The 22,489-nt window shown below is 47.7% G+C and carries 16 protein-coding genes; all 16 read right to left on the reverse strand.

Going from position 1 to position 22,489, the window contains the following annotated elements; genetic code table 11:
• Window positions 1-28 precede the first annotated feature (28 nt).
• On the reverse strand, window positions 29-1,000 hold the full coding sequence (locus tag V5G28_RS16120; RefSeq protein WP_332991173.1) for an SGNH/GDSL hydrolase family protein: 972 nt from the start codon (window positions 998-1,000) through the stop codon (window positions 29-31).
• 40 nt (window positions 1,001-1,040) lie between these two features.
• Complete coding sequence (locus tag V5G28_RS16125; RefSeq protein ID WP_332991174.1) at window positions 1,041-2,183, reverse strand: 3-oxoacyl-ACP synthase III family protein; 1,143 nt, start codon at window positions 2,181-2,183, stop codon at window positions 1,041-1,043.
• Window positions 2,184-2,196: 13 nt separating this feature from the next.
• Complete coding sequence (locus V5G28_RS16130; RefSeq protein WP_332991175.1) at window positions 2,197-4,056, reverse strand: ScyA-related TPP-binding enzyme; 1,860 nt, start codon at window positions 4,054-4,056, stop codon at window positions 2,197-2,199.
• A gap of 178 nt (window positions 4,057-4,234) precedes the next feature.
• Complete coding sequence (locus V5G28_RS16135; protein ID WP_332991177.1) at window positions 4,235-4,477, reverse strand: hypothetical protein; 243 nt, start codon at window positions 4,475-4,477, stop codon at window positions 4,235-4,237.
• Between the two features lie 923 nt (window positions 4,478-5,400).
• The gene (locus V5G28_RS16140) at window positions 5,401-5,655 is read right to left on the reverse strand and encodes a hypothetical protein (RefSeq protein WP_332991179.1); all 255 of its coding nucleotides are present in this window, start codon (window positions 5,653-5,655) and stop codon (window positions 5,401-5,403) included.
• Between the two features lie 1,233 nt (window positions 5,656-6,888).
• Window positions 6,889-7,236 (reverse strand): hypothetical protein, encoded by a 348-nt coding sequence (locus tag V5G28_RS16145; protein ID WP_332991181.1) that lies wholly within the window; start codon window positions 7,234-7,236, stop codon window positions 6,889-6,891.
• 1,155 nt (window positions 7,237-8,391) lie between these two features.
• Window positions 8,392-11,151: an MGH1-like glycoside hydrolase domain-containing protein gene (locus V5G28_RS16150; protein WP_332991183.1), complete on the reverse strand. Its 2,760-nt coding sequence runs from the start codon at window positions 11,149-11,151 to the stop codon at window positions 8,392-8,394.
• A gap of 420 nt (window positions 11,152-11,571) precedes the next feature.
• Window positions 11,572-12,339: a glucose 1-dehydrogenase gene (locus tag V5G28_RS16155; protein WP_332991185.1), complete on the reverse strand. Its 768-nt coding sequence runs from the start codon at window positions 12,337-12,339 to the stop codon at window positions 11,572-11,574.
• Window positions 12,340-12,494: 155 nt separating this feature from the next.
• Window positions 12,495-13,076 (reverse strand): flavodoxin domain-containing protein, encoded by a 582-nt coding sequence (locus V5G28_RS16160; protein WP_332991187.1) that lies wholly within the window; start codon window positions 13,074-13,076, stop codon window positions 12,495-12,497.
• A 46-nt stretch (window positions 13,077-13,122) separates the two neighbouring features.
• Window positions 13,123-13,887 (reverse strand): 6-phosphogluconolactonase, encoded by a 765-nt coding sequence (gene pgl / locus V5G28_RS16165; protein WP_332991189.1) that lies wholly within the window; start codon window positions 13,885-13,887, stop codon window positions 13,123-13,125.
• 27 nt (window positions 13,888-13,914) lie between these two features.
• Complete coding sequence (locus tag V5G28_RS16170) at window positions 13,915-14,835, reverse strand: class I fructose-bisphosphate aldolase (protein ID WP_332991191.1); 921 nt, start codon at window positions 14,833-14,835, stop codon at window positions 13,915-13,917.
• Window positions 14,832-15,764 carry a Cof-type HAD-IIB family hydrolase gene (locus V5G28_RS16175; RefSeq protein WP_332991193.1) on the reverse strand — a complete coding sequence of 311 codons (933 nt, stop codon included), beginning with the start codon at window positions 15,762-15,764 and terminating at the stop codon, window positions 14,832-14,834. The genes V5G28_RS16170 and V5G28_RS16175 overlap by 4 nt, the downstream gene beginning before the upstream one ends.
• The gene (locus V5G28_RS16180) at window positions 15,761-16,786 is read right to left on the reverse strand and encodes a glucokinase (RefSeq protein ID WP_332991195.1); all 1,026 of its coding nucleotides are present in this window, start codon (window positions 16,784-16,786) and stop codon (window positions 15,761-15,763) included. The genes V5G28_RS16175 and V5G28_RS16180 overlap by 4 nt, the downstream gene beginning before the upstream one ends.
• Entirely contained in the window at window positions 16,783-18,294 is a 1,512-nt protein-coding gene (gene zwf / locus V5G28_RS16185; RefSeq protein ID WP_332991385.1) for a glucose-6-phosphate dehydrogenase, read from the reverse strand. The genes V5G28_RS16180 and zwf overlap by 4 nt, the downstream gene beginning before the upstream one ends.
• A 61-nt stretch (window positions 18,295-18,355) precedes the next feature.
• On the reverse strand, window positions 18,356-19,336 hold the full coding sequence (gene gnd / locus V5G28_RS16190; RefSeq protein WP_332991197.1) for a phosphogluconate dehydrogenase (NAD(+)-dependent, decarboxylating): 981 nt from the start codon (window positions 19,334-19,336) through the stop codon (window positions 18,356-18,358).
• A gap of 25 nt (window positions 19,337-19,361) precedes the next feature.
• Window positions 19,362-22,253, reverse strand: a complete 2,892-nt coding sequence (locus V5G28_RS16195; RefSeq protein ID WP_332991199.1) for a bifunctional transaldolase/phosoglucose isomerase — start codon at window positions 22,251-22,253, stop codon at window positions 19,362-19,364.
• Window positions 22,254-22,489 lie beyond the last annotated feature (236 nt).

Raw genomic sequence — 22,489 nt, forward strand, 5'->3', positions numbered from 1 at the left:
AATTTCTTTGTTTTGCACTAACTGATAGCTATTTGCGTTTCCGTAGCAATACTGCACCTAAAGCACCAAACGCTAACACTCCTAACACAATGGAAGGTTCGGGGACAGGCAGTGGCAAGAGTGCTGAAAATGCTAATTCTCCAATTAGCTTATGAGTAGCAGTTGTCGGATGGACTTCGTCCCAGAACAAAAACTTGTCTGGGGTACAGGCAACTGGCTGTCTAGAAACGTTTATGGGTACCACCGATAAGTCTCCAATACAAGAGTCGGTTACATTCATAAAACCGAATTCCCCGGGAGCAGCGATGATCCGATTAAATAAGGAATTAACATCGAGAGGAATGATGTTGATCTCGGGGCTTAGTTCTTGGCTCAAAAAGTTAAGAACCGTGGTCAAACCAGAGTTATGTGCATTCGTGAAAGTGCTTAATACGCCTGCTACCTGACTATCGCCGCTTGTAATTGGAAACTTCCCCAAATCCGGCAAGTTAACTACCATGATATTTTGAGCGCCGACGGTGGCAAGCGAGGTTACTGCTGTTGATAAATTTGTGACTGGCTCAATTGGGTTAGGAATGTTACCAAAAAAGTAATCAAGGTAATCATTAGTACCGACCCACACGATATAAAGGGCGTTCGGGTCAGCGGACTTATTTGCTGCCGTAAAGTCATTAATTTGTTGCTGTAATCCCGGTAAAATAGCGAGTCCAAGGTTCTCGAATCCAGTGGTCGCACCACCTATGGCAAAGTTAATGTTCAAATTGAAAGTTAACCCTAGCTCAGAGGCGAGATATTCCACCCAAACTGGACCATTGGAAAAACGTCCATTAAAGTAGGTTGGACTAGGGGGAATAGCTCCTTTAGTGGTATCAAATACATTACCTATATCAGAGAAGCTGTCACCAAAGACATAAATCTCGTCATAATTCTTTGCCGAGGCTTTGAGCGGAAACATCAAAGACAACAGGAAAAATCCTGTCACCAGAATTTGTTTTTGCACAATCAACTACTGAGTATGCTTGAAATTTTGATAGATATACTTAACAAAGAGCGAAGCTACGGTCTGAGGAACTTTTCAGTGCTGAGTTAGGTTCGATGAGATATGGAACAGAACCTAGCGCCACGTTGCCCCAGCGCATCACACATGCAGAGGAGGCACCTGCTGCACCTAAGCCATATACAAGAACTAGGTCATTTTCGTGAATTTGGCTCAACTGTGCAGCATAGTACAGATTGGCTACCGTGATTACTGGTCCAATGTTTGCAAACTGAGGGTAGAGGTTGATTGTGCGTTCTTGGTCAATGCCCAGTACGCGCGTGCAAAAGCGTGCCCCCCAAGCAGTGGATGTATTGAAAATAAAAAAGTCGATTTGCTCAATAGTTACACCGGCTGCGGCGATAGCGCCCTCACAACACGTACGCAGAAGCCCTACAGCCGTTTCGCGGATCGCCTTGTTTGCACCCTTGCCCATCTGCATATGCACCTGCGGATTGCCCTGCTCGTCGGGAGTGAGTTTAGCAAAAAAACTGTCACATAAAGCAGCAGTATGAATGGTCTTGGTACCGAGGATTCCCTGGTTGGCTTCGAGTGAACCGACCACGAAAGCTCCAGCACCGTCACTCATAAACCACGAAAGGGTATCGTCTTCATCGAAAAAGCGAGAGTAATTACACGAAATAACCACCAGGACATTGCGGTACTCTCCCGTTCGTAGTAGGGCACAAGCAGTTTGAAGCGCAACCGGGGTAACCCCGCACGCTGCATCGAGATTCCATGCCGCACCCTGCAAACCCAGTTGACGGGCAAGGAACGCTGCATCACCAAATCCTATTTGTTCAGGCCAAATCGAGGCGACGAGCAAGAGATCGACATCTTTGGGAGTAAGATTTGCTGCGTCGAGGGCGTCACGAGCCGCACGCTCTTCCAGCATCAGCGACGATTCACCTGGACCTAACACTCGCCGTTGAACGGTGCCGCGAAAGGGGTCCTTAAGATAGGGCAACATCTCCAAGTCAAACTCGTTTTTGGGAATAGAGCCAGCAAGCGAAAACAGCTTTGCTAAGTTTTTTTGCTCTGCCCGAGCGACTAGCTCAGGGTATTTTTCCTTGTAATAATCATTTGTACGTGTGATGCTTGGAAAGTTTACAGCAAGCGAGCGAATACCTACAGGAGGATGCATCATATCTAATCGCCTCTTAATAATTCGTAGCGCCTTGTGAAATCAGACTTTGATTGCGACTCTCAGAGGGTGGTATCTGCGTGGGGTCGATGACCACGTCAATCACAAATGGCTCGCTTGCTGCGAGGGCTTTCTCTAGCGCTACATGGAGGTCGGACTCCCTTTCAACCCGAATACCCTCCGCTCCGATCCCACAAGCAATTTTGACGAAATCCACCTGCGGAATCGTTGCATCCGCACCCTTGAAACCTACATACGCCATGCCCTGCTCGCACATATTGTAGCGCCCATCGTTGAGTACAATCCAGACGGCGGGGATTTGATATTTCACAGCTGTGCTTACCTCGTTGTTCATGAGCATCGCACCATCCCCGACGATAGCAGCAGCCTTACCCTTGCATGCCAGCGCCGCACCCACAACGCCCGTGACGGTATGACCCATAGCCCCGAAGCTGGTACTGACCCGGAAACGACCTGGTTTGGTAAATCGCAGTAGGTTAATTGCCCAAGCAAATGAGTTTCCCCCCTCAGCCATCACTACTGCATCGCTCCCCTCAACAATTATCCGTTGCATCACATTCATAAGTACTTCGGGTCGCACCGGACCCGAAGCGCTGGGATTGATTACATTACGCTTAGGTCTTGGAAACGACAGAGCCTTTGACCGACTTTGACGCTTCGGGAAGTGCTTCAGCAGCCCCTTCACAAACATTCCCACGTCGGACTGAATGGCGAACGTCTCAGCAGATGGATACGCGGTTCCAGGCACTTCCGGGTCGATATCAACATGCACAAAGCCTCGCTTGGGGATCATCACGGGGTTCCAAAACGAGGTAAATTCACCAAGGCGTGTTCCAAGTACCAGCGTCCGCAAAGGACGATACTCTTGCATATATCTCAAAACCGACGAATGCCCAGCAAAGCCCGTAACGCCCACGAACTGAGAATGATCCTCCGGAAAAATACCTTTACCGCGCGGCGAACACATCACCGCAGCCCCCGTTTTCTCGGCAAGCTGGCGAATCTCTGCAGCAGCAAAGCGCGCACCAAAGCCAACCCAAATAGCAAATGGTTCTTCCGACAACAACCGCGCACATTCCGCAATCGTTTCCTCACTTGCGGCTGCGGGAGCGGCAGAGAGAGCCACTCGTGATAATGATGTCTTGACTGAACTTGTTTGGATGTTGGTGGGGATACTCAAGTGTGCTACAAAGCCATCCGGTCGGGCAAAGCCTTTCGCCAGCCGTCGATAGACTTCTGGGAGTTCATCACTGCATTCGAGAGTGGTTGCGTAATGAAACAGATCTCCCGAGGTAAAAATTCCAGCGTTGGGCATGGTGTAAGTGCTAGTTTCTTGGAGTGCCCACCGTCCGCGTTGCGATGTCGAGGTGGAAGCCGACAGGAAAATCACCTTAGCACCCTCCCAACGTGCAGCGAATAACCCAGTTAACGCGTTCGTGATCCCCGGACCGGTTGTGGTAAACACTACGACCGGACGACCACTTGCAAAGTACGCTTCAGCGGCTGCAAAAGCTGCTCCCGCTTCATGACGAAAGTGCAATACGCGTATGGAACTATGTTGCAGTGCCTGCCAAAGGGGGGCGATCGCACCACCGGAAACACCAAACGCATATTGCACTCCCATATCTTCCAGCATCTTGGCGATCGCCTCAGCTACCGAAAAAGACGTAGATTGCTGGCTGCTAGAGCAAGGCAGGATATCCAACCGGCGATTTAAATGGACATCTGCAAGAGGAATCGAAGAGTCAGATGAAGACTTTCGCTGCTTAGCATGATCTGGCGCGAATGAAACAAGGGTGTCTCGTTTTAACTTTCCAGTCGTCTTCTTATTAATAGGATGATCTATAGCGCTCATAATCGGTAAAGTAGATGCACATAGGTTGACAATCAGCCATTTTTGTGTTATTGAACCAACAAATAAATTATCCAATATTGTGGAGTGGGCATCCCGGTTCCTCCAGTTTCTAGGACGGGCACCAAGCTTCTCCCACAAGAAAAAATTGGATATTTTTTAATTTGGAAGTTCCCAAAAGCTATAGGGCATTCGCTAGAAAGGCAATTGAACGCAGCGGCGGCGTCCGCAAGTGGTTCAACATATCAATGGTCACGGCTAGCGACCTACTATAAATCTCGTTGACATCGCACACACCATTGACATAATCGATGTCACTACCGAGAAGTTCCAAAGAGTGGCAAAACCGAATCGGCAGTAGTTCACCAAGGTGTGCTGCCTTAAGTAGCCGCGTCAAACACCTCACATTTTGCAGCGGCTGCATTACTCCAAAATACATATGTATATTAATGCAAAACTAGGGTGGTTTGTCAACTCTATAATGTGTGTTCATAGCAAAATGCAAAGTAAATAGGACTTATGCATTGACATACATTCAATTCTGTGTTTTGTACGTACTTGAAAAACTGAAGGTCAGTTAAATTTGGTGAGATTTCCCTTCTATATTCTTCATAGGTGTAAGCAAAATCTACTTATGCACTTAAGGGATAGAAATACTTTTTGTGCCAGCAAATCGCTCAAAAACTGGACATCTGACAACTACGCAACCGTGCTGCTTGGCGCATGGAAACAACAATATGTTTGCAAAGTGCGTAAGTCCTAGTAAAGTTACTCCTGATCATGTTTTGCTCTTAGAGCATGTTTTAAAAGTGGTTAGTTATGTATCAAAAACTTTTCGGTTTCCCTAAATCTCCTTTATTAAGGGGGACTTTGAGGTTATTTTCCCCCCTTTGTAAGGGGGGTTAGGGGGGGTTCTCGATACAACTCGGTACTTTACAAACATCCTCTTAAGGAATTCCAAATTAAAAAATCTCCAACTTTTTCTTGTAGGAGTGGCATTAAGCGCCCGTCTTAGAAAGTGGGCGCTTAAGGATGCCCACCCCACACTCTTATTGGATAATTTATTTGTTGGAAATCCCTTAAACGCAATACGCAACTTATCTCTAGTAGGTGCTTTCTTCGTTTAAAACCTCTGTTGGTATGTAAATTCTAAAGTCCTTTACTATTAAAGTACTTTGGGCAGAAAGTACTTTTTCAAGGTCTAAAATACTTATTAAAACTCGTTTATTACTGCTCAAAAGCTGTTAAGCCCTACAGATTCTCCAACAGCTTCCTACATTCTCAGCCAATACTCTAAAAGTTGCACATCGCATTCTAAAGTCTTGGGGCTAGAGCACGCTTAGTATCTTAAAGGAAATTTCTTATTGCAGCTAGACTCAGGACAATGCAATATGCACTGGAATCGTCCCAACTGCCCTTGTCGTTCTGATTGGGTAATATGAATTCCAAAGTACCCTTTAATTGCAACATTGGTGACAAAAGCATGGCGAGTGACACATCTGGCCAATCATCAACTATACTCTGTTGAAGCCGCTGTCGGGTAGCAGACTCAATCTGTGATGGCAAGAGAGAATGTCCAGGCAAAGCGGAAGAACTAGACACGATGCCCCCTTTTCTTGTATAAAGTAGTTTTAAATGTCTCAGGGTATATAGCAGCAAGTCATCGATGAACAACTCGCTCCAAGACGATTTTTGAAACCATTTAGAGACGCTTTAGTTCATCTGCTTTAATCACAAAGACTTTAATGACTTCATATTTTATACCTCGATACAACTGCTTTTTTGAATAGCTCGGTCTACAACTGGTTGCAGATATGCATAACAAACGAAACTCCGTAAGCTAACCAGGCAAAATGTAGCAATCGTAACTTATTTAAGCTTTTTTTAATTTTTTTCACCCAATTGTTAGATTTATTTTACTACATTTTTACAACTTTAGACTGAAGTACAAAATTTTTTATTTTGATACATAACTTAGGTTTTGCTAATACCCTTCGATTCCAATTCATTTTTCGCTTTTCATTTTTCGCTTTATTGCCTGAAATTGTAAGTTAGTAACGAGTACAGGTATTTGACCTCTATGCACAGACAGGCTTAGTTTGTGTAGTTCCAAGTTTCTAACCTGAGGAACAAAAGCAGTCTGTTGAATGCAGATTTGGTATTACAGGTTGGCTTAACCCTTGATTAGTTCAGGACAAATCTATCTAAATTGATATTGACAAAAAAAATTATGTATCAAAGAAAGAATCAGAATTTATCGTTTGATTGATTTTCCATGGCTCAGAGCGATTGCCCTGCATTACACTGCTCTGGGCGTAATCGCCTAAAATTTTGTCAATAAGCGTTCGCGTTGACTGCGATTCTTTTCCGGTTTATTGACATTGAAATGTTGTTCTTGACAAGATGCATTTGCGCTCTTGATTAGTCTGATAAGACAAAGATTGCTCTGTTCAGGCAAATTCAAAATTTAAAATAACAAAATAAAATCAATTTTTAATTTTGTTTTATTGTTCATAATCGTTTAAGTGGACTGAAGTTTTCTGTTACTGAGTTTTTCAACTCTGTGAAGTTTAGTCCATTTAAGATCCACAATTTAAGGACAAATTTAACAGCAATAGGTATGAATCTGCTGAAAGACTTGATTTGTTCTTATATTCTTCACCTGGAACTGTCGAATCAGGTATTTTCCGATTTTTGAAAAACTGAGAGTTAATAATTTTAGCCGAGATAGGATGCTCGATGAAACCACCGCAAGCATCAAATTTTGTATAAAGGGAGAGATTTTGGCAAAATAGTCGTAAGCATTCAGGTGGGCTACCTTCTATAGCAATTTAATTAAAGCGGCAAATACCCACAAGTAGAACCACCCCTTTCTATCCATTGCTTGATGAGCATATATAAGACAGAACGTATCGTAACTCGTTTCTGAGTGCAGAGCATTTTGAACTGAAGCTTTAAAGATTTTGGGACGTATGCTTTAACATCCTCAGGGTCTTGGTTAGACATATCCATAGAGGATTCAGTAATAGGCGCATCTGCTTGTATCCATTGCCTGATCAAATCCTCCAACACCTCACTCATCTCCAATTCTTTCTGTACACAAACAACTTTGAACCGAAGCTTTAAAGTTTTCGGTATAGCTCCCTTCACAACTACAGTTTCCTCACTATCTTTCTTAGCCACAAACTTATAAATTTTGCTACAATAGTTGATTAATAAATTTTCCTTACTACTATAAATAGCAATTGTAGATGATTAGGTAAGCTGAGAAATCCAGTTTTTTGAAGAAACCGGGTTTGTGAGAGCAAGATTTCTTACAACTTAAATCAAATTGCTATAGCTCTTTGCTTCTTCGTTGACAAAATTAAGCTAATGTGGTTATAAGTTACATATCTGTCGTTAAGACGGTTAGCGGTTAGTCGTTTAAATCCTGATATCTTGTACCAAAAAAAGTTAAGGTAACTGACCAGAAAGAAAAAGTACAAGCCCCTAAATTTATGATGTTGTTGGTCAATTCGTGTGGGGTAATACCCCTGATAAACTCGTTTCCAGCCTCAGGCTGGAAATGCCAGCGAAGAGGCTCTGCCTCTAAGTACCGGAGGCCGAGCCTCCTAGTAGTGCATTCCCTGGCTGAGCCAGGGAACGAGAAACTTAGGGGGTGTGGCTCCTCATTTATTCGCCAACAACTATTTATGGGGTTCTTACTTTTGACTTTTGACTTTTGACTTTTGACTTTTGACTTCCCCGTTCGCGTAGCGTGCCCGAAGGGCTTAGGGGCTGACCTCTCCCCTACCCCTCTCCTACAAGGAGAGGGGATAATTTGCTCCAGGGTAAGCACATCTAAATTAGACTTGACAAAATTATTGGTTAATGGATAAACGAGAAAGTCAGGATTTATTCTTTGATTGATTTTCACGCGTGTGAAGGCGATCGCCCAAAGGGCACTGCGCTGGGCGCAATCGCCTAATCATCGTCAATAAGCAAGCGAAGACTGCAATTATTTTGGGCTTGATTGACACTCAGGTATTTTTATTGACAAGATGCGCTTACCCTGTAATTTGCTCCCCCTTGCCTCGTAGGAAAGGGGGCTGGGGGGTTAGGTTTTTAATTCGCCAACAGTGTCCGTAGGTAAGCACTGCACACCCTACAAATTGAGCTTTCTAGTAATTCGCCAACAACATCCTTCAATTTGGAGATTGTTGACCTCCTGTGCTTGTTGACCATGTCTTGTTTTTCGCAACACTCCTGTTTATTAAATGATCCAATTTAGTATTATGCACTCTGAAAATTTTGACAACTAAAGAACGTTAACTTAAGGCGAAACTTAAACAGTGGTTTTCATGTTATCGAGCCAACAGCGGGAAGCGTAGCGTTAGGCTTAACAACTTTTACCAAAGCATCGTCAGTTTTTGGAACGAAACCATTTTCTCCGCCATATTTTGCGTACTGCTGGATGAGTTTTGCTACTAACCCCGTCCAGCCCGTTTGATGGCTAGCACCAATTCCGGCACCGTTATCGCCGTGAAAATACTCATTAAAAAGAATCAGATCGCACCAATGAGGGTTTGTTTGGAACGTTTCTGTACCCCCATAAACAGGTCGGCGACCGGATGGTTCTTGTAAGAAAATCCGAGTCAGCCTTTGAGATAACTCAGCTGCAACTTCCCAAAGTGTCATCATTTGACCAGAACCAGTCGGACATTCCACTTTGAAATCGTCGCCTAAGTAATGATGAAACTTTTGGAGTGACTCAATGATCAGATAATTTATGGGAAACCAAATCGGTCCACGCCAGTTGGAATTACCGCCAAACAAATTGGTGCTGGACTCAGCGGGTTCGTAATCCACCCGGTATTCTTGACCATCTATTGCAAGAATGTAGGGATGGGACGCATGAAATTTAGAAACAGCGCGGATGCCATAGGGACTTAAGAATTCTGTCTCATCTAGCATTTTTTGCAGGATGCGGCGGAGTTTATCTCGATACGCGATCGCTAGCAATCTTCTGGCACCAACACCAGGTGTTTCCATACAAGCGACATTTCGGCTCAAGTCAGGACGATTGCGAATAAACCATTCCATCCGGCGTCTAAAGCCTGGTAACGTCTTCAAATCTTCCGGTTCCAAAGTGGTAACGGCAAACAGTGGAGATAACCCTACTATCGAGCGCACTTTCATGGGACAATGGCGACCATCGGGCAAATGCAGCGCATCGTAGTAAAAACCATCAGCTTCATCCCATAAAGCGATTTCTCCCTCGCCAATGCCATCTATCGCATCAGCAATGTAAAGGAAATGTTCAAAAAACTTGCTGGCAATATCTTCATAGGTTGAATTGTCTTTTGCCAGTTCCAGTGCGATCGTCAGCATATTCAGACAATACATCCCCATCCAGCTGGTGCCATCCGCCTGATTAATGTGTCCACCTGTGGGAAGTTCAGCACTTCTGTCAAAAACACCGATATTGTCCAATCCCAGAAAGCCGCCCTGAAAAACATTGTTTCCTTCTACATCTTTCCGATTCACCCACCAAGTAAAATTAAGCAGCAACTTCTGAAACACACGTTCCAGAAAATCTTTATCAGCGCGACCATACATTTTTCTTTCTATTTGATAAATACGCATGGCAGCCCAAGCGTGAACAGGTGGGTTGACATCGGCAAAAGCCCATTCATACGCTGGAATTTGACCGTTAGGGTGCATGTACCACTCTCGCGTCAGGACATCCAACTGGTACTTGGCAAAATCTGGGTCAATCATTGCGAGTGGGATCAGATGAAACGCCAAATCCCATGCTGCAAACCAAGGGTATTCCCACTTGTCCGGCATAGAGAGAATATCATCATTAAACAGATGAATCCACTCATGATTTCTGCCGCGCTTGCGTTCGGGTGGTGGTGGTGTGTTTCCTGGATCGCCTTTAAGCCATTCTTCGACTACGTAGTAATAGAATTGCTTACTCCACAACATACCAGCAAATGCCTGTCGTTGCACATTCCGCATATCATCAGATAGCTGGAAGGGACAGATGCGGTGATAAAATTCATCTGCTTCTGAGATACGATTTTGAAAAATTCTCTCAAACTCAGCACCAAACGGTTCCACACCTTCTTGTGTCCCCTCTTGATAAGGGGGAGTATCGCTTAGCCGCAATTGCACTATTTTGGTTTCGCCTGCACCGATTGACAATTCATAATAAGCTGAGGTTTTGGTGCCGATCAGATTGGGATTGACAGCTTCTTTTCGACCATGCACCACATAATCGTTAATTCCATCTTTGACGTAAGGAGAAGCGTTCCTCACCCCAAATAATCTTTCATGGTTAGTTTCATTTTCTGTAAAAAGCAGTTGCGTTGCACCCTCACAGTAAAGCCATCTATCTCCTAGCGTTGAATGGGAAGCTTCTATGACGCTTAAGTCAGTGTCAGATTTGAAAACCTTTAGAAAAGGCTTTTCTTTACTGGTATCCCAAGACCAGGTATTGCGAAACCAAAGGGTTGGCAAAAGATACAGCGTTTTTGCTTCTGATCCCCTATTGATGATACTGACTTTAATGAGAATATCTTCAGGTGAATTCTTTGCATACTCTACAATGACATCAAAATAGCGGTCATCGGTAAACACACCCGTATCAAGCAATTCAAACTCACAGGCTTTGCGACCTCTGTTGCGATTTTCTTCAACTAATTGGGCATAGGGGAAAGCAGCTTGAGGATATTTGTAAAGATATTTCATGTAGGAATGCGTGGGGGTATTGTCCAGATAGAAGTAGTATTCTTTGACATCTTCCCCATGATTGCCTTCACTTCCCGTTAAGCCAAACATTCTCTCTTTGAGAATAGCATCCTCACCATTCCAAAGGGCAATGGCAAAACAAAGTCGTTGGTGGTTATCTGAAATTCCGGCAATGCCATCCTCTCCCCACCGATAAGCGCGGGAACGGGCTTGGTCATGGGTGAAGTAGTCCCAAGCTTCCCCAGTCGCGCTGTAATCTTCTCGCACTGTTCCCCACTGTCGTTCACTTAAATAAGGACCCCACCGCTTCCAGTACTCTGTGCGATCGCGATCGGCTGCTAATCTTGCTTCTTCTTGAGTCATAGTTTTCTTCTTAGGTAATGTCTAATTTTCACCTGAATAATACGGGAGGGTGGGAGTCCCTAAAAATGTGTCACTATGCCATGCCACATTTGTGATTTATCTAGGAGAGGAAATCCGACGCGGGTAATTTTAATTGCAGTGAATCAATGGTAAAATACAAAATACTAGTCTAAATACTAGTCTATTGTTTGACCCTGAGAGCAGGCTACGAGAAAGTTACGCCTCGGAAGTTATCAATTCATGTGGATTGAGCCACCGAATCAAACCTAAGGAATTTTTTAGATCCGACTGTCGGATAGTTAAGAGATAATGTTGAACCTCTTAACGAATCTCCGTAGCTTTAGGTGGGAGAAAGTGAAATTCCGTCCTTTTAATCAGTTGGTTACCAACTACTCCCGCGCTCAAGAGCACTAAAACTCCCTACTGCTCCTGATAATTCCAGAGCAAACCACCATCCACAAAGAAGGTTGTACCTGTCACATAATCAGCATCAGAGGAGGCTAGGAAAGCCACTACTGAAGCCACATCTTGCGGCTTGCCTAAGCGACCCAATGGGATATTCTTGAGTAGAGCACCCAGCTTCTCTGGATCGTTTAAAAGCTTGGTGTTGATGGGAGTCTCAATCGCTCCTGGTGCGACGGAGTTGATCGTTATTCCAAAAGGTCCTAGCTCAATAGCTAGGTTGCGCGTCATCATTTTGACGCCACCTTTGCTAGCACAGTAAGAAGTAAAGTGTGGGAACGGGAGTTCTTCATGGACTGAACTGATGTTAATAATCTTTCCAGTCCGTTTGGTCTCAATCAGGTGCTGGACGAAGGCTTGAGTTACAAAAAACACACCTTTTAAGTTGACATTCAGCACTGCATCATAATCTGCTTCTGATACCGACCAAAAATCAGCGTTCTTTTCAATGCCAGCGTTATTCACTAAGATATCTAGTTTACCAAAGTGTTGGATACACGATTCAATCAAGTGGCGGACTTCACTCACTACACCCAAGTCTGCCTTAATAATAAAGCCAGAGCGTCCTGTGGCTTCTACCTTGGCTAGGGTTTCCTCGGCACCCTCCCGATGGCTGCGGTAGTCAATTACGATGTCTGCGCCTTCTTGGGCGAGACGCGCTGCAATGGCTTGACCAATTCCTTGGCTGCTGCCAGTTACTAAAGCGACTTTACCTTCAAGCTTCAATGGTATTCTCCTTTTAAAATAGTGTGATGTCTGTTCAGGCTTTAAGAAAAAGAAGGTTGTAGATTAGAATGATTGGTATGAATCTACAACCTTGTTTCAGTCTTCAACGCTCTACGTTGTTTATTCCAGCGACATCCTCCTGCGTTCTTTTGGGTTTAAGCTAAAACTGGAGTTGGCTTGGCAAACAAATCGTGACCTTTAAGAACAGAAGCGATTCTAGAGACATTTGCGCCGTGGTGCGTTGCAGCTTCCAGCCTCTCGTCCGTTACGCCCGTTTGCTCCATCTTTTCCCCAGCAGAACGTCCGTAAGGTCCCCACTGAAGTCCTGCCAAGTAGTAGCCTGGGGTATTTTTGGGAAGAGGTACCAGCACCATCCCCAGTTCAGCAAGGTTATTTAACAGAGCCAGCATCGTGAGTTCAGATCCACCTCCAGCGTTTCCATAGCCACTGCCGGTAGCGAATATAGCACCAACTTTGCCAACCATGCTATCTTTCATCCAAAGCCGACTGCACACTGTATCGATAAATTTTTTGACACGCCAATCTGGGCTTCCCATATGAACAGGCGTCCCAACAATAAGTGCGTCACTGGCAATTAAGTCATCTGTTGTGACATCTTCCGCTAATTTGATGGAAACTTGAGTATCGGGGACTGACATAGCTCCTGACGCGATCGCCTCAGCCATCTTCCGTGTATTGCCATAATCTGTTGCATACACTATCAATACGTTAGCCATTTTTTATCTCCTTAGTTTTGTTTAGAGGTGAGGTGAAATTCCCTATCTATGCCTGCTTCTGTAAGAGGCGGGCTGCCGCCTGATCTACCAGCCATAACAGCGTCCCTTGTTTTGGACGGATAATCTGAGCGGGAAAGCGATCAGGCTCAAGATTGCCCTCCAAAACTGCTCGCAGAGCTTCGGCCTTTTCTGCCCCACTCACGAGAAAAATCGTGCAAAGGGCATTATTTAGCACTGGTGGTGTCAGGGTAACCCGGTAGGTATTCTGCTTTTCTACCCAGGGAGCAGCGACGAGATGTGTTTGTTCGTGGATAGCATTGGTTCCTGGGAATAGGGAAGCGGTGTGCCCATCCGGTCCCATTCCTAAAAGCACCAAGTCAAAGCGCGGCCAATTCCCCTCGTGCAACTCAAAGAAATCCCGTAATACTTGCTCATATTCGTCTGCTGCTTTGCTAACATCTGGATTTTCAGTTAAGATCCGGTGTACGTTTTCTGGTGGAACAGGCACTTGAGATAGCAGCCGCTCTTGCACCATGCGGTAGTTACTATCGGGATGATCTGGTGGGACATGGCGCTCATCACCCCAGAAAAAGTGAACTTTGTTCCAGGGCACTTGTTCTCGAAAGGATGCGGTATCGCTAGCCAGTAGCGTGTAAAGACTTTTGGGCGTCGAGCCGCCAGCTAGGGCGATGGTAAAAATCCCTCGTGCTTGTACCGCTTCTTCAGCCCGGTGAACAAATTCCTCTGCAGCTTTTAAGCTAAGCTCTTCAGCGTTTGTGACAACTTGGATGTCAAACTTTACTGATAACATGGCCCGTCCTTTCATGGGTGTGAGAGACTAAGGAATTTCTCTGTAAATCTCCATGATGCTGTTGAGTAGCCGCAGCGCATCAGACTTGGGCCGCTGGAACGAGTTGCGTCCGATAATCGAGCCAAACCCACCGCCATAGTGGATAGAGCGGATCTCATCAAGTATTGTTTCATCGCTTTCGGTTGGACCACCAGAGAAGATGACAATACGCCGTCCATTGAAGGTACACTGTACTACGTGACGCACTCGCTCAGTTAAGGTCCCAATCGGAATTTGCTCTTTTTCGTAAACTTTGCGTGCCGCCTCTTGCTCGATATGTGCAGTCGGCAGCTTCACCTTGATGATATGTGCGCCGAGCTGGGCGGCAATCTGTGCAGAATAACCGATGACATCAATCGCGGTTTCACCCTTTTTGCTCAAACCGGATCCACGAGCGTAAGCCCAAATGACCACCACCAAGCCACAGCGCTTGGCTTCTTCAGCGTAGGCGCGGATCTGCTGATACATCTCCATCCGATGTGCTGAGCCAGGGTAGATAGTAAAGCCGACGCCCACGCACCCCAAGCGTAGCGCATCTGCCACGCTGCCAGTCAAAGCCTGGTTCGGGTCTTGCTCATCGAAGAGGACATCGTGGTCGTTGACTTTGAGGAGCAGGGGGATCTCACCAGCAAACTCCCGCGCCCCTGCTTCCAAAAAACCTAAGGGAGCAGCATAAGCATTACAGCCAGCCTCGATTGCCAGCTCAAAGTGATAGCGGGGGTCGTAAGCAGGTGCGTTGGGAGCAAAACTACGCGCTGGTCCGTGTTCAAAGCCTTGATCCACCGGCAGGATCACCAGTTTACCAGTGCCTGCAAGCTTGCCGTGGTTGAGGAGCCGGGACAGGTTGGTCAGCGTTCCTGGATTGTCGCTGCCGTACCAGCTTAAGATTTCTTGCACATATTTGTTCATCTTGTTTCTTCCATCTGATAAACTGCGCTCGGGGCGTGAGCCGAACTTTGGCTGCTTAAAATGTAGCGTTCTACTGCGTTGGCGAAGCCTTCATCTTCGTTAGAGGTCGTTACATATTTGGTGGTATGCTGTACCTCAAGGCTAGCGTTGCCCATTGCGATGCTCAGACCGCTTTTTGAGAACATTGGCACATCGTTGGGCATATCCCCGATAGTTGCAATTTCGTGAGTGGGAATTGCCAGCATCTGTGAGAGCCGCTCGACCACAAACCCTTTGTTAGCGCGTGGATGAGTGACATCCAGGTAATAGGGCTGGGAGCGAGCAGCAGAGACCTGCTCCCCGCCACCTGAACTTGCGCCAGCTTCACAGCACACCTGCTCTCTAAACTCCCGCTGGGTGTCAGCTTCGCACCGCACCACTGCTTCTAGGTCGTCGCTAACGCCGACAATCTTTGCTACGTTGTTGAGTAAGTTATCAAATGTTGGCACAACTGTTGGCGGGAACTTGATCGTCCATTCTTCGCGGTCAACGTGGGGGGCGTGGCGATCGCGCACAAACCAGTCGCTATCGCTGTAGATCCAAACATCAAGACCATGGGAATCAATAATCTCGATAACGCGCTTGGCGATCGGCGCACTCAGAAGATTCTGCTCAATGATTGATAAATCTGGACGTAGGAAGACCGCACCGTTGAAAGCGGCAATCGGTGCTGTCAAGGCAAGATCGTCGATGAGTGTTTTCATACCTCGGGGTGGACGCCCGCTTGTGATTGTGAAGACGATATCCGCCGCGTGCAACTTACACACCGCATTTCGAGCACGCCCGGTGAGAACCTTCTGTTTTGTGACCAGAGTGCCGTCCACGTCGGCGACCAGCAGAGAGACTTTCGGTGGTATTATTGAGTTAACTTTGTTTTCTATTATACTCACAATCTATGTCCTCCTATAGCTGACAAATTGGTCTGTTTCGGTGCAACTTGGGTGTAGCCAGCCCGAAGCGCAGCGCCTAGCAGAGCCGCCTTGCTATTGACGATAACGCATACTGGCATTGCTTCTAACAACGACTGGAGACGACCTTTAGCTGTAAAGGCTTCCATAAAGGTCGAGTCCTTCAACTTCTCAATAATTTTGGGTGCAATGCCACCGCCGATAAACACTCCCCCGGTCGCCATCAATTTCAGCGCCAAGTTGCCTGCTTCTGCACCGTAGAGGGAGACAAACAGCTCCAGCGCCTGCTCGCAGAGAGGACACTTTCCTGCCAAAGCTACTTGAGCAATGACCGTGGTTGGGTCTTGATGGCGCAGTTCTTCTGTAAGCCAAGTAGGCTCCTGAGCGCGACCAGTATCGCGGAGGAATTGATAGATGTTATACAGACCCGGTCCAGAGAGAACCCGCTCCCAACTGACGCGGGCATATCGCTGCAACAGGTAGCGCAGCAGTTCCATCTGGAGTTCATTCCTTGGTGCAAAGTCGGCATGACCACCTTCACAGGCAAAAGGACGATGCTGCTGACCATCCCAGTAGAAACCCGCTTCTCCCAGCCCTGTGCCGGCTGAGATGATAGCAGCATTGCCCTCCGCTTCCTTAGCACCCTGGTTAAGGACTATAAAGTCTGTGGGCGCAAGTGCCGCAATTCCGTAAGCGTTAGCTTCAAGGTCATTGATCAACCCAACCGTTTCTAACCCTAATTTGCTGGCTAATACTTTAGCATCGACCACCCACGGTAAGTTGGTCGTCTCAGAGCGTCCGTGCTTGACGGGTCCAGCAATCCCAAAACAGGCATGGGTAAGGGGTAGGTTGTGCATTGACACGAACTTGCTGACAATCTCATCAAGGTTGGCGTACTCGCGGCTGGGGAAAGTAGCTTCCATAATCGGTCTCAAACGTCCGCCTTCAGCCTGGAAGAATGCTAGGATTGTCTTTGTGCCGCCAATGTCACCTGCTAGAATCATGGGTCAATCCTCCGCCACTGCCGCCCATCGCGCTCTAGCAAGTCGAAAGCTTCTTTAGGACCCCAGGTACCCGCCGCATAGTTGGGGAAACTACGAGGAGGTAAGGCTTTCCAGACATCCAGAATTGGTGTTACCACACTCCACCCAAGTTCAACGTTGTCAGCTCGCTGGAATAGGGTGGCGTCGCCAATCATGCAGTCGTAGAGCAGCGTTTCATAGCCAGTACTCGGCTGAGTGCCAAAGTAGTCAGCGTATTCAAAATCCATTTGCACCGCGCCCATGCGTACGGAAGGACCAGGAACTTTAGCACCAAACTGCAAACTGATGCCTTCATTGGGCTGGATGCGTAAAACCAGAAAATTCGGTGTCAGTTGCTCGACGGGTGTCTGACGGAACAGTAAAAACGGGACGTGCTTGAACTGAATGGCAATTTCAGTCACGCGACTGGGTAGAGCTTTGCCAGTCCGCAGATAAAACGGCACACCAGCCCAGCGCCAGTTGTCGAGCATCAGCTTCAGCGCTACAAAGGTTTCAGTACCGGAATCAGGAGCAACGCGCGACTCAGTGCGGTAAGCAGGCACTAACGAGCCTTTCACCGTGCCCGCACCATACTGTCCGCGTACTGTCTGGGTAAGGACTTCTTCCGGGCTCAGGGGTTGGATTGCCCGCAGCAATTTAGACTTCTCATCCCGCACTGCATCGGCTTCAAACGAAAGCGGCGGCTCCATCGCCATCAGCGCCAGCAACTGGAACATATGGTTTTGCACCATGTCCCGCAATGCACCTGCTCCTTCATAGTAGCCGCCCCTGCCTTCTACACCAACACTCTCGGCAACCGTAATTTGCACGTGGTCAATGTAACGGCGGTTCCAGACTGGCTCAAATAGGCCATTACCGAATCGAAAGACCAAGATATTCTGCACCGTCTCTTTACCAAGGTAGTGATCGATGCGGTAAATTTGGCTTTCTTTCAGCACGGCACTGATATTTTTATTGAGAGCGCGAGCCGAATCAAAGTCATGCCCAAAGGGCTTCTCGATAATCACTCGCCGCCAAGTACCTTCTTCACGAGCCAGCCCAGCAGTCCCCAGTTGCCACATAATGTCGTTAAAGAAGTTGGGCGCTGTCGCTAGATAGTATAGGTAATTGCCGCGCGTGCCGCATTCCTGGTCCACAGTAGCCAGTAGCTCCTGCAACTGCTCATAAGTGCTGGGGTCTTGAAATTCACCCGACAGATAGTAGAGCCGCTTTTCAAACGAATCCCAAAGCTGTGCATCGACTGAGCTGGTCGCAAATTCATGAATGTCCCGACTCATTTTCTGGCGGAAGTCATCGGTGCTCATCTGAGCACGAGCCACTCCCACGACGGCAAATTCCTTAGGTAACAGGTTGCTTTGCACTAAGTTGTAGAGAGCCGGAATCAGCTTGCGCTTGGTCAGATCTCCAGCAGCGCCGAAAATTACCATCACGCAGGGGTCACCGGGTCGATTTAGCCGTTCATCAGTCATGTTCATTGTTTTTGCCCCGTCATGGCTTTATCTTTCTTAATGCCCAGCGTCAACACGCTTCTCATCTGCCTTTCTGCTCTATGTGCCCACCAAACTTTTGCCGCATCGCTGACAGAACCTTCTCGGCAAAGGTGTGCTCCTGGCGCGAGCGGAAGCGGGTGTAGAGTGACGCCGACAGCACATCGGCAGGCACGGCTGACTCTATCGCTGCCATAATTGTCCAGCGCCCTTCGCCAGAGTCCTGCACAAAGCCTGTATAATCGGAAAGAGTTGGGTTTTCGGCTAGAGCCATCGCCGCTAAGTCTAGTAGCCAGGAGCCTACAACACTGCCCCGACGCCAAACTTCGGCAATGTCTGCTACATTAAGGTCATAGCGATAAGCCTCGGACAGTTCCAGCGAGTTGGCATTACGGAAGATATCGAAGCCTTCGGCGTAGGCTTGCATCAGGGCGTACTCAATGCCGTTGTGAACCATCTTGACATAATGCCCAGCACCGTTTGAACCACAGTGCAGGTAACCAGCTTCAGCAGTGCTGCTCAGTTTTTCCCGCCCCGGCGTACGGGAGATGTCACCTTGTCCGGGAGCAATAGTCTTGAAAATCGGGTCTAGATGTTCAACAATCCCTTTTTCACCGCCAATCATTAGGCAGTAACCTCGCTCCAATCCCCATACTCCGCCGCTGGTTCCCACATCTACATAGTTGATGCCCATATCTTGCAGAACCTTAGCACGGCGCACATCGTCTTTGTAGTAGGAATTGCCGCCATCGATGATGATGTCACCTGGCTCCATCTTCTGTGCTAGCTCCATGACTATTTGCTCTGTTGCGTCACCGGCTGGCACCATTACCCAAGCTACACGAGGTTTAGTCAATTGATTGACGAAATCGTCTAGGGAAGTCGTCCCTTGTGCCCCTTCACTTTCTAACTGCTTCACTTTGTCGGGGGTCCGGTTGTATACGATACACTCGTGTCCGTCTCGTAGCAGACGCCGGACTATATTTGCGCCCATGCGCCCCAGACCACACATACCTAGTTGCATATTATTTCTCCTTCAGATTGCTGATTTAGAGCAAAACTTGCTTGATGGCTGTTTGTAAGGTCGCTAAACCTGCCTGCACATCCGAACCCAGGTGCACTCGCAAAGCGCGTCGCTCCCGCTCCGCCAATACCTGGAAGTCGCCGCGTGCTTGAGCCGCTTTGACAACACCAAAGCTGTATTTCTGTCCGGGCACAGGCAAATCGATTGTCGAATCGCAAGTAATTTGCAAAAAGACACCCGTATTCGGTCCACCCTTATAAGCCTGCCCTGTGGAGTGTAAAAAGCGGGGACCGAAGCCCAAACAAGTTGCTACTTGCTTCGCATCGCGGACAGCTTGCCGGATTGTTTGTAGTTGCGCTTGGTGCGGGTCGTTCATCTCGACATAAGCCAGCAGAGCAAAGTAATCACCAGCTTGGATACGGTCTAGGTGTGCCCGCAAATAGCCCACCAGTGAGCGTTCGCCTGCCGCTTCAAAGAGTTCTGCCGCATTTTTCTGGTCGGTGAACAACTGAATGCCGTTTTCTGCTAAAATTGGCGTTTCTGCTGGGAATGCACCCGTCTGTTCATACTCGGACGTCAACTGTCGCGTGGCGATTTTGCTCGCTTCCACATCCGGCTGGTTAAAGGCGTTAATCCCAATAATCGAGCCTGCAACAGCAGTGGCAATTTCCCACCGGAAAAACTCCTGACCTAATTGATAGGGGTCTTGTATCAGGATGCGTACTATCGGCTCCCCTGCTTGTTCTAAGGTATCTACCGCTGCATCCTGGTTTGGATCTGGGGCTGACTCCAGCCTGACGTAGACAAACAAGCGATCGCTGCCGTAGACCTCGGGCTTCCCTAAGGGTTCCTGGTCAATAGGAATCAGTCCCTTGCCGTCCTTGCCCGTTGACTCAGCCAGCAACTGCTCCAACCACGCGCCCAAATCTGAGATACCCGGCGAGGTGATGAGGGTGACTTTGTCCCGACCCGCTTTAGCAAGCACCCCCAGAATTGTTCCTAGAACCACACCGGGATTGTCTGCGGCGGGAACGGTTGCGGCGCAAGAGTGTACCATTTCCTCAGTATAGTCGAGGAACTTCGCGACATCCACACCCATAATCGCTGCAGGCACCAAGCCGAAATGTGACAGGGCCGAATACCTCCCGCCGATACTGGGTAAGCCAAAGAAAATATCACGGAAGTTGTCGCCAAGAGCCACCTGCTGGAGTTTCGAGCCGGGGTCAGTAATGGCAATGAAGCGTTTACCTGCTTCTTCAGCACCAAGGACTTGTTGTATCCGGTCGAAGAAATACTGCTTGAAGATGTTTGGCTCTAGGGTGCCGCCCGACTTACTAGACACGATGAACAGGGTCTTGGTAAGGTCCACTTTACTCTCGACCGCCTTGATTTGGTCCGGATCTGTCGAATCCAGCACGTGTAGTTCAGGGTAACCCAGCACCCTGCCGAAGGTGAGCTTCATCACTTCAGGGCACAGGCTAGAGCCGCCCATTCCTAGTAGTAGTGCGTGTTCAAAACCCTCACTCTTGACTTTTTCGGCAAGTTTTTTGAGGTGGTCAATGTGCGCCAGTTGGTCTTCAGTGATACCGAGCCAACCGAGCCAACGGTTCTCATCCGTACCTGTCCAGAGCGAAGCATCTTGCGCCCACAATCGCCGCACCTTGCCGTTAACAAGCCAATCTTTGAGAGATGCTTGAACGCTCTTGGTGAGGTCATCTGGCAGAGAATAAGTTTGCCGATCTAGGTCTGTGCCTAGCACCGCTTCACGCTTTTTCTCCACGACACTTAACAACTTGTCAAACGCTTCAATGAATAGCTGTACCCCCTCCGTCAATAACTGCTTTGTGACATCCTGCATTGAGATATTGACCCGAGAGAGGGTTTCCATTATGTCGTGCGCTTCTTCCAGATGCTCTTTCAAGCTGGCACGGGGCTGTCCGCGATCGCGAAACGCGTCAAACGTTGCTGGAGGAATCGTGTTCACTGTATCTGCACCAATGAGTTCCTCCACGTAAATCACGTCGCGATACAGGGGGTTCTTCGTGCTGGTGCTGGCCCACAAGAGTCGTTGCGTTTGTGCACCCTTACCCGCTAAAGCCTGCCACTGGGCGCTCTGATAGATTTCCTGATAGCGTTGATAAGTCAGTTTAGCATTAGCAATGGCAACTTTGCCGAGGATGGTGCGTAAGGACGCCTGCTCACTGGCACTGGTAGCTGTCTTGATACGGGCAGTGGCGATCGCATCAATCGCAGTATCAATGCGGCTGATGAAGAAGCTAGCGACGCTGGCTACCTTACTCACGTCCCCACCTTGTGCTGCAAACGCTTCTAAACCACTGATGTAAGCATCTGCGACTAGCTCGTAGGTTTCCTGAGAGAATAGCAGCGTGACGTTAACGTTGATGCCCTCGCTAATGAGTTGCTTGATGGCAGGGATACCTGCAGGCGTTGCGGGCACTTTAATCATTACGTTCGAGCGAAAGGCCACGTGCCAGAGTCGTCGTGCCTCTGCAATCGTGCCTTGCGTGTCGTGAGCAAGGTACGGTGATACTTCCAAGCTAACGTAGCCGTCACGCTTGTTCGTTTGCTCATAAACAGGTCGCAATACATCAGCAGCGTTTTGAATATCGCTTATCGCCAATTGCTCATAGAGCGACATGACGTCCATGTCTTGCTGCTGCTCAAGCGCAATGAGTGCATCATTGTAATCAGTGCTGCCAGCAATAGCTTTCTCGAAAATGGCAGGGTTGGACGTGACACCACGCAACCCATCCTCATCCACCAAGCGTTGCAGTTCGCCACTGGTAATCAGGCTGCGCCGAATGTAATCTAGCCAGACAGACTGCCCGTAATTCTGCAGGGTTTGCAAAGGGTTCATAGTTGCGTTTTTCAAAGCATTGATTAACGTTACTTGCATTACAGGTTCTCAACTTGTTTTGCCAGTTATGGTGTCTTCTGCAGCAACAACCTTTAAAGGGGCTGAAGCCAGAGTTGCTCAGGAGTTCCTTCAAAGCCGAGACCCGAAGGTATACATCTAATACACGAGCTACTGTTAGCAATATACTGGCCTTCACTAAAGGTGAGGGTTTATTCGACACAGACCAAGCGGTACTGGGAAGGATAACTCTGTATTAAAGTTTCTACCTTTAAAAA

The organism is Scytonema sp. PRP1 (genome assembly GCF_036697665.2).
Taxonomy (GTDB): Bacteria; Cyanobacteriota; Cyanobacteriia; order Cyanobacteriales; family Nostocaceae; genus Kalymmatonema; species Kalymmatonema gypsitolerans.

Excerpts from the sequence above, each read along its gene's own strand:
- V5G28_RS16125 (WP_332991174.1), bottom strand. The coding sequence starts at position 2,183 with ATGATGCATCCTCCTGTAGGTATTCGCTCGCTTGCTGTAAACTTTCCA.
- V5G28_RS16130 (WP_332991175.1), bottom strand. The coding sequence starts at position 4,056 with ATGAGCGCTATAGATCATCCTATTAATAAGAAGACGACTGGAAAGTTA.
- V5G28_RS16135 (WP_332991177.1), bottom strand. The coding sequence starts at position 4,477 with ATGCAGCCGCTGCAAAATGTGAGGTGTTTGACGCGGCTACTTAAGGCA.
- V5G28_RS16150 (WP_332991183.1), bottom strand. The coding sequence starts at position 11,151 with ATGACTCAAGAAGAAGCAAGATTAGCAGCCGATCGCGATCGCACAGAG.
- V5G28_RS16160 (WP_332991187.1), bottom strand. The coding sequence starts at position 13,076 with ATGGCTAACGTATTGATAGTGTATGCAACAGATTATGGCAATACACGG.
- pgl (WP_332991189.1), bottom strand. The coding sequence starts at position 13,887 with ATGTTATCAGTAAAGTTTGACATCCAAGTTGTCACAAACGCTGAAGAG.
- V5G28_RS16170 (WP_332991191.1), bottom strand. The coding sequence starts at position 14,835 with ATGAACAAATATGTGCAAGAAATCTTAAGCTGGTACGGCAGCGACAAT.
- V5G28_RS16180 (WP_332991195.1), bottom strand. The coding sequence starts at position 16,786 with ATGATTCTAGCAGGTGACATTGGCGGCACAAAGACAATCCTAGCATTC.
- zwf (WP_332991385.1), bottom strand. The coding sequence starts at position 18,294 with ATGACTGATGAACGGCTAAATCGACCCGGTGACCCCTGCGTGATGGTA.
- gnd (WP_332991197.1), bottom strand. The coding sequence starts at position 19,336 with ATGCAACTAGGTATGTGTGGTCTGGGGCGCATGGGCGCAAATATAGTC.
- V5G28_RS16195 (WP_332991199.1), bottom strand. The coding sequence starts at position 22,253 with ATGCAAGTAACGTTAATCAATGCTTTGAAAAACGCAACTATGAACCCT.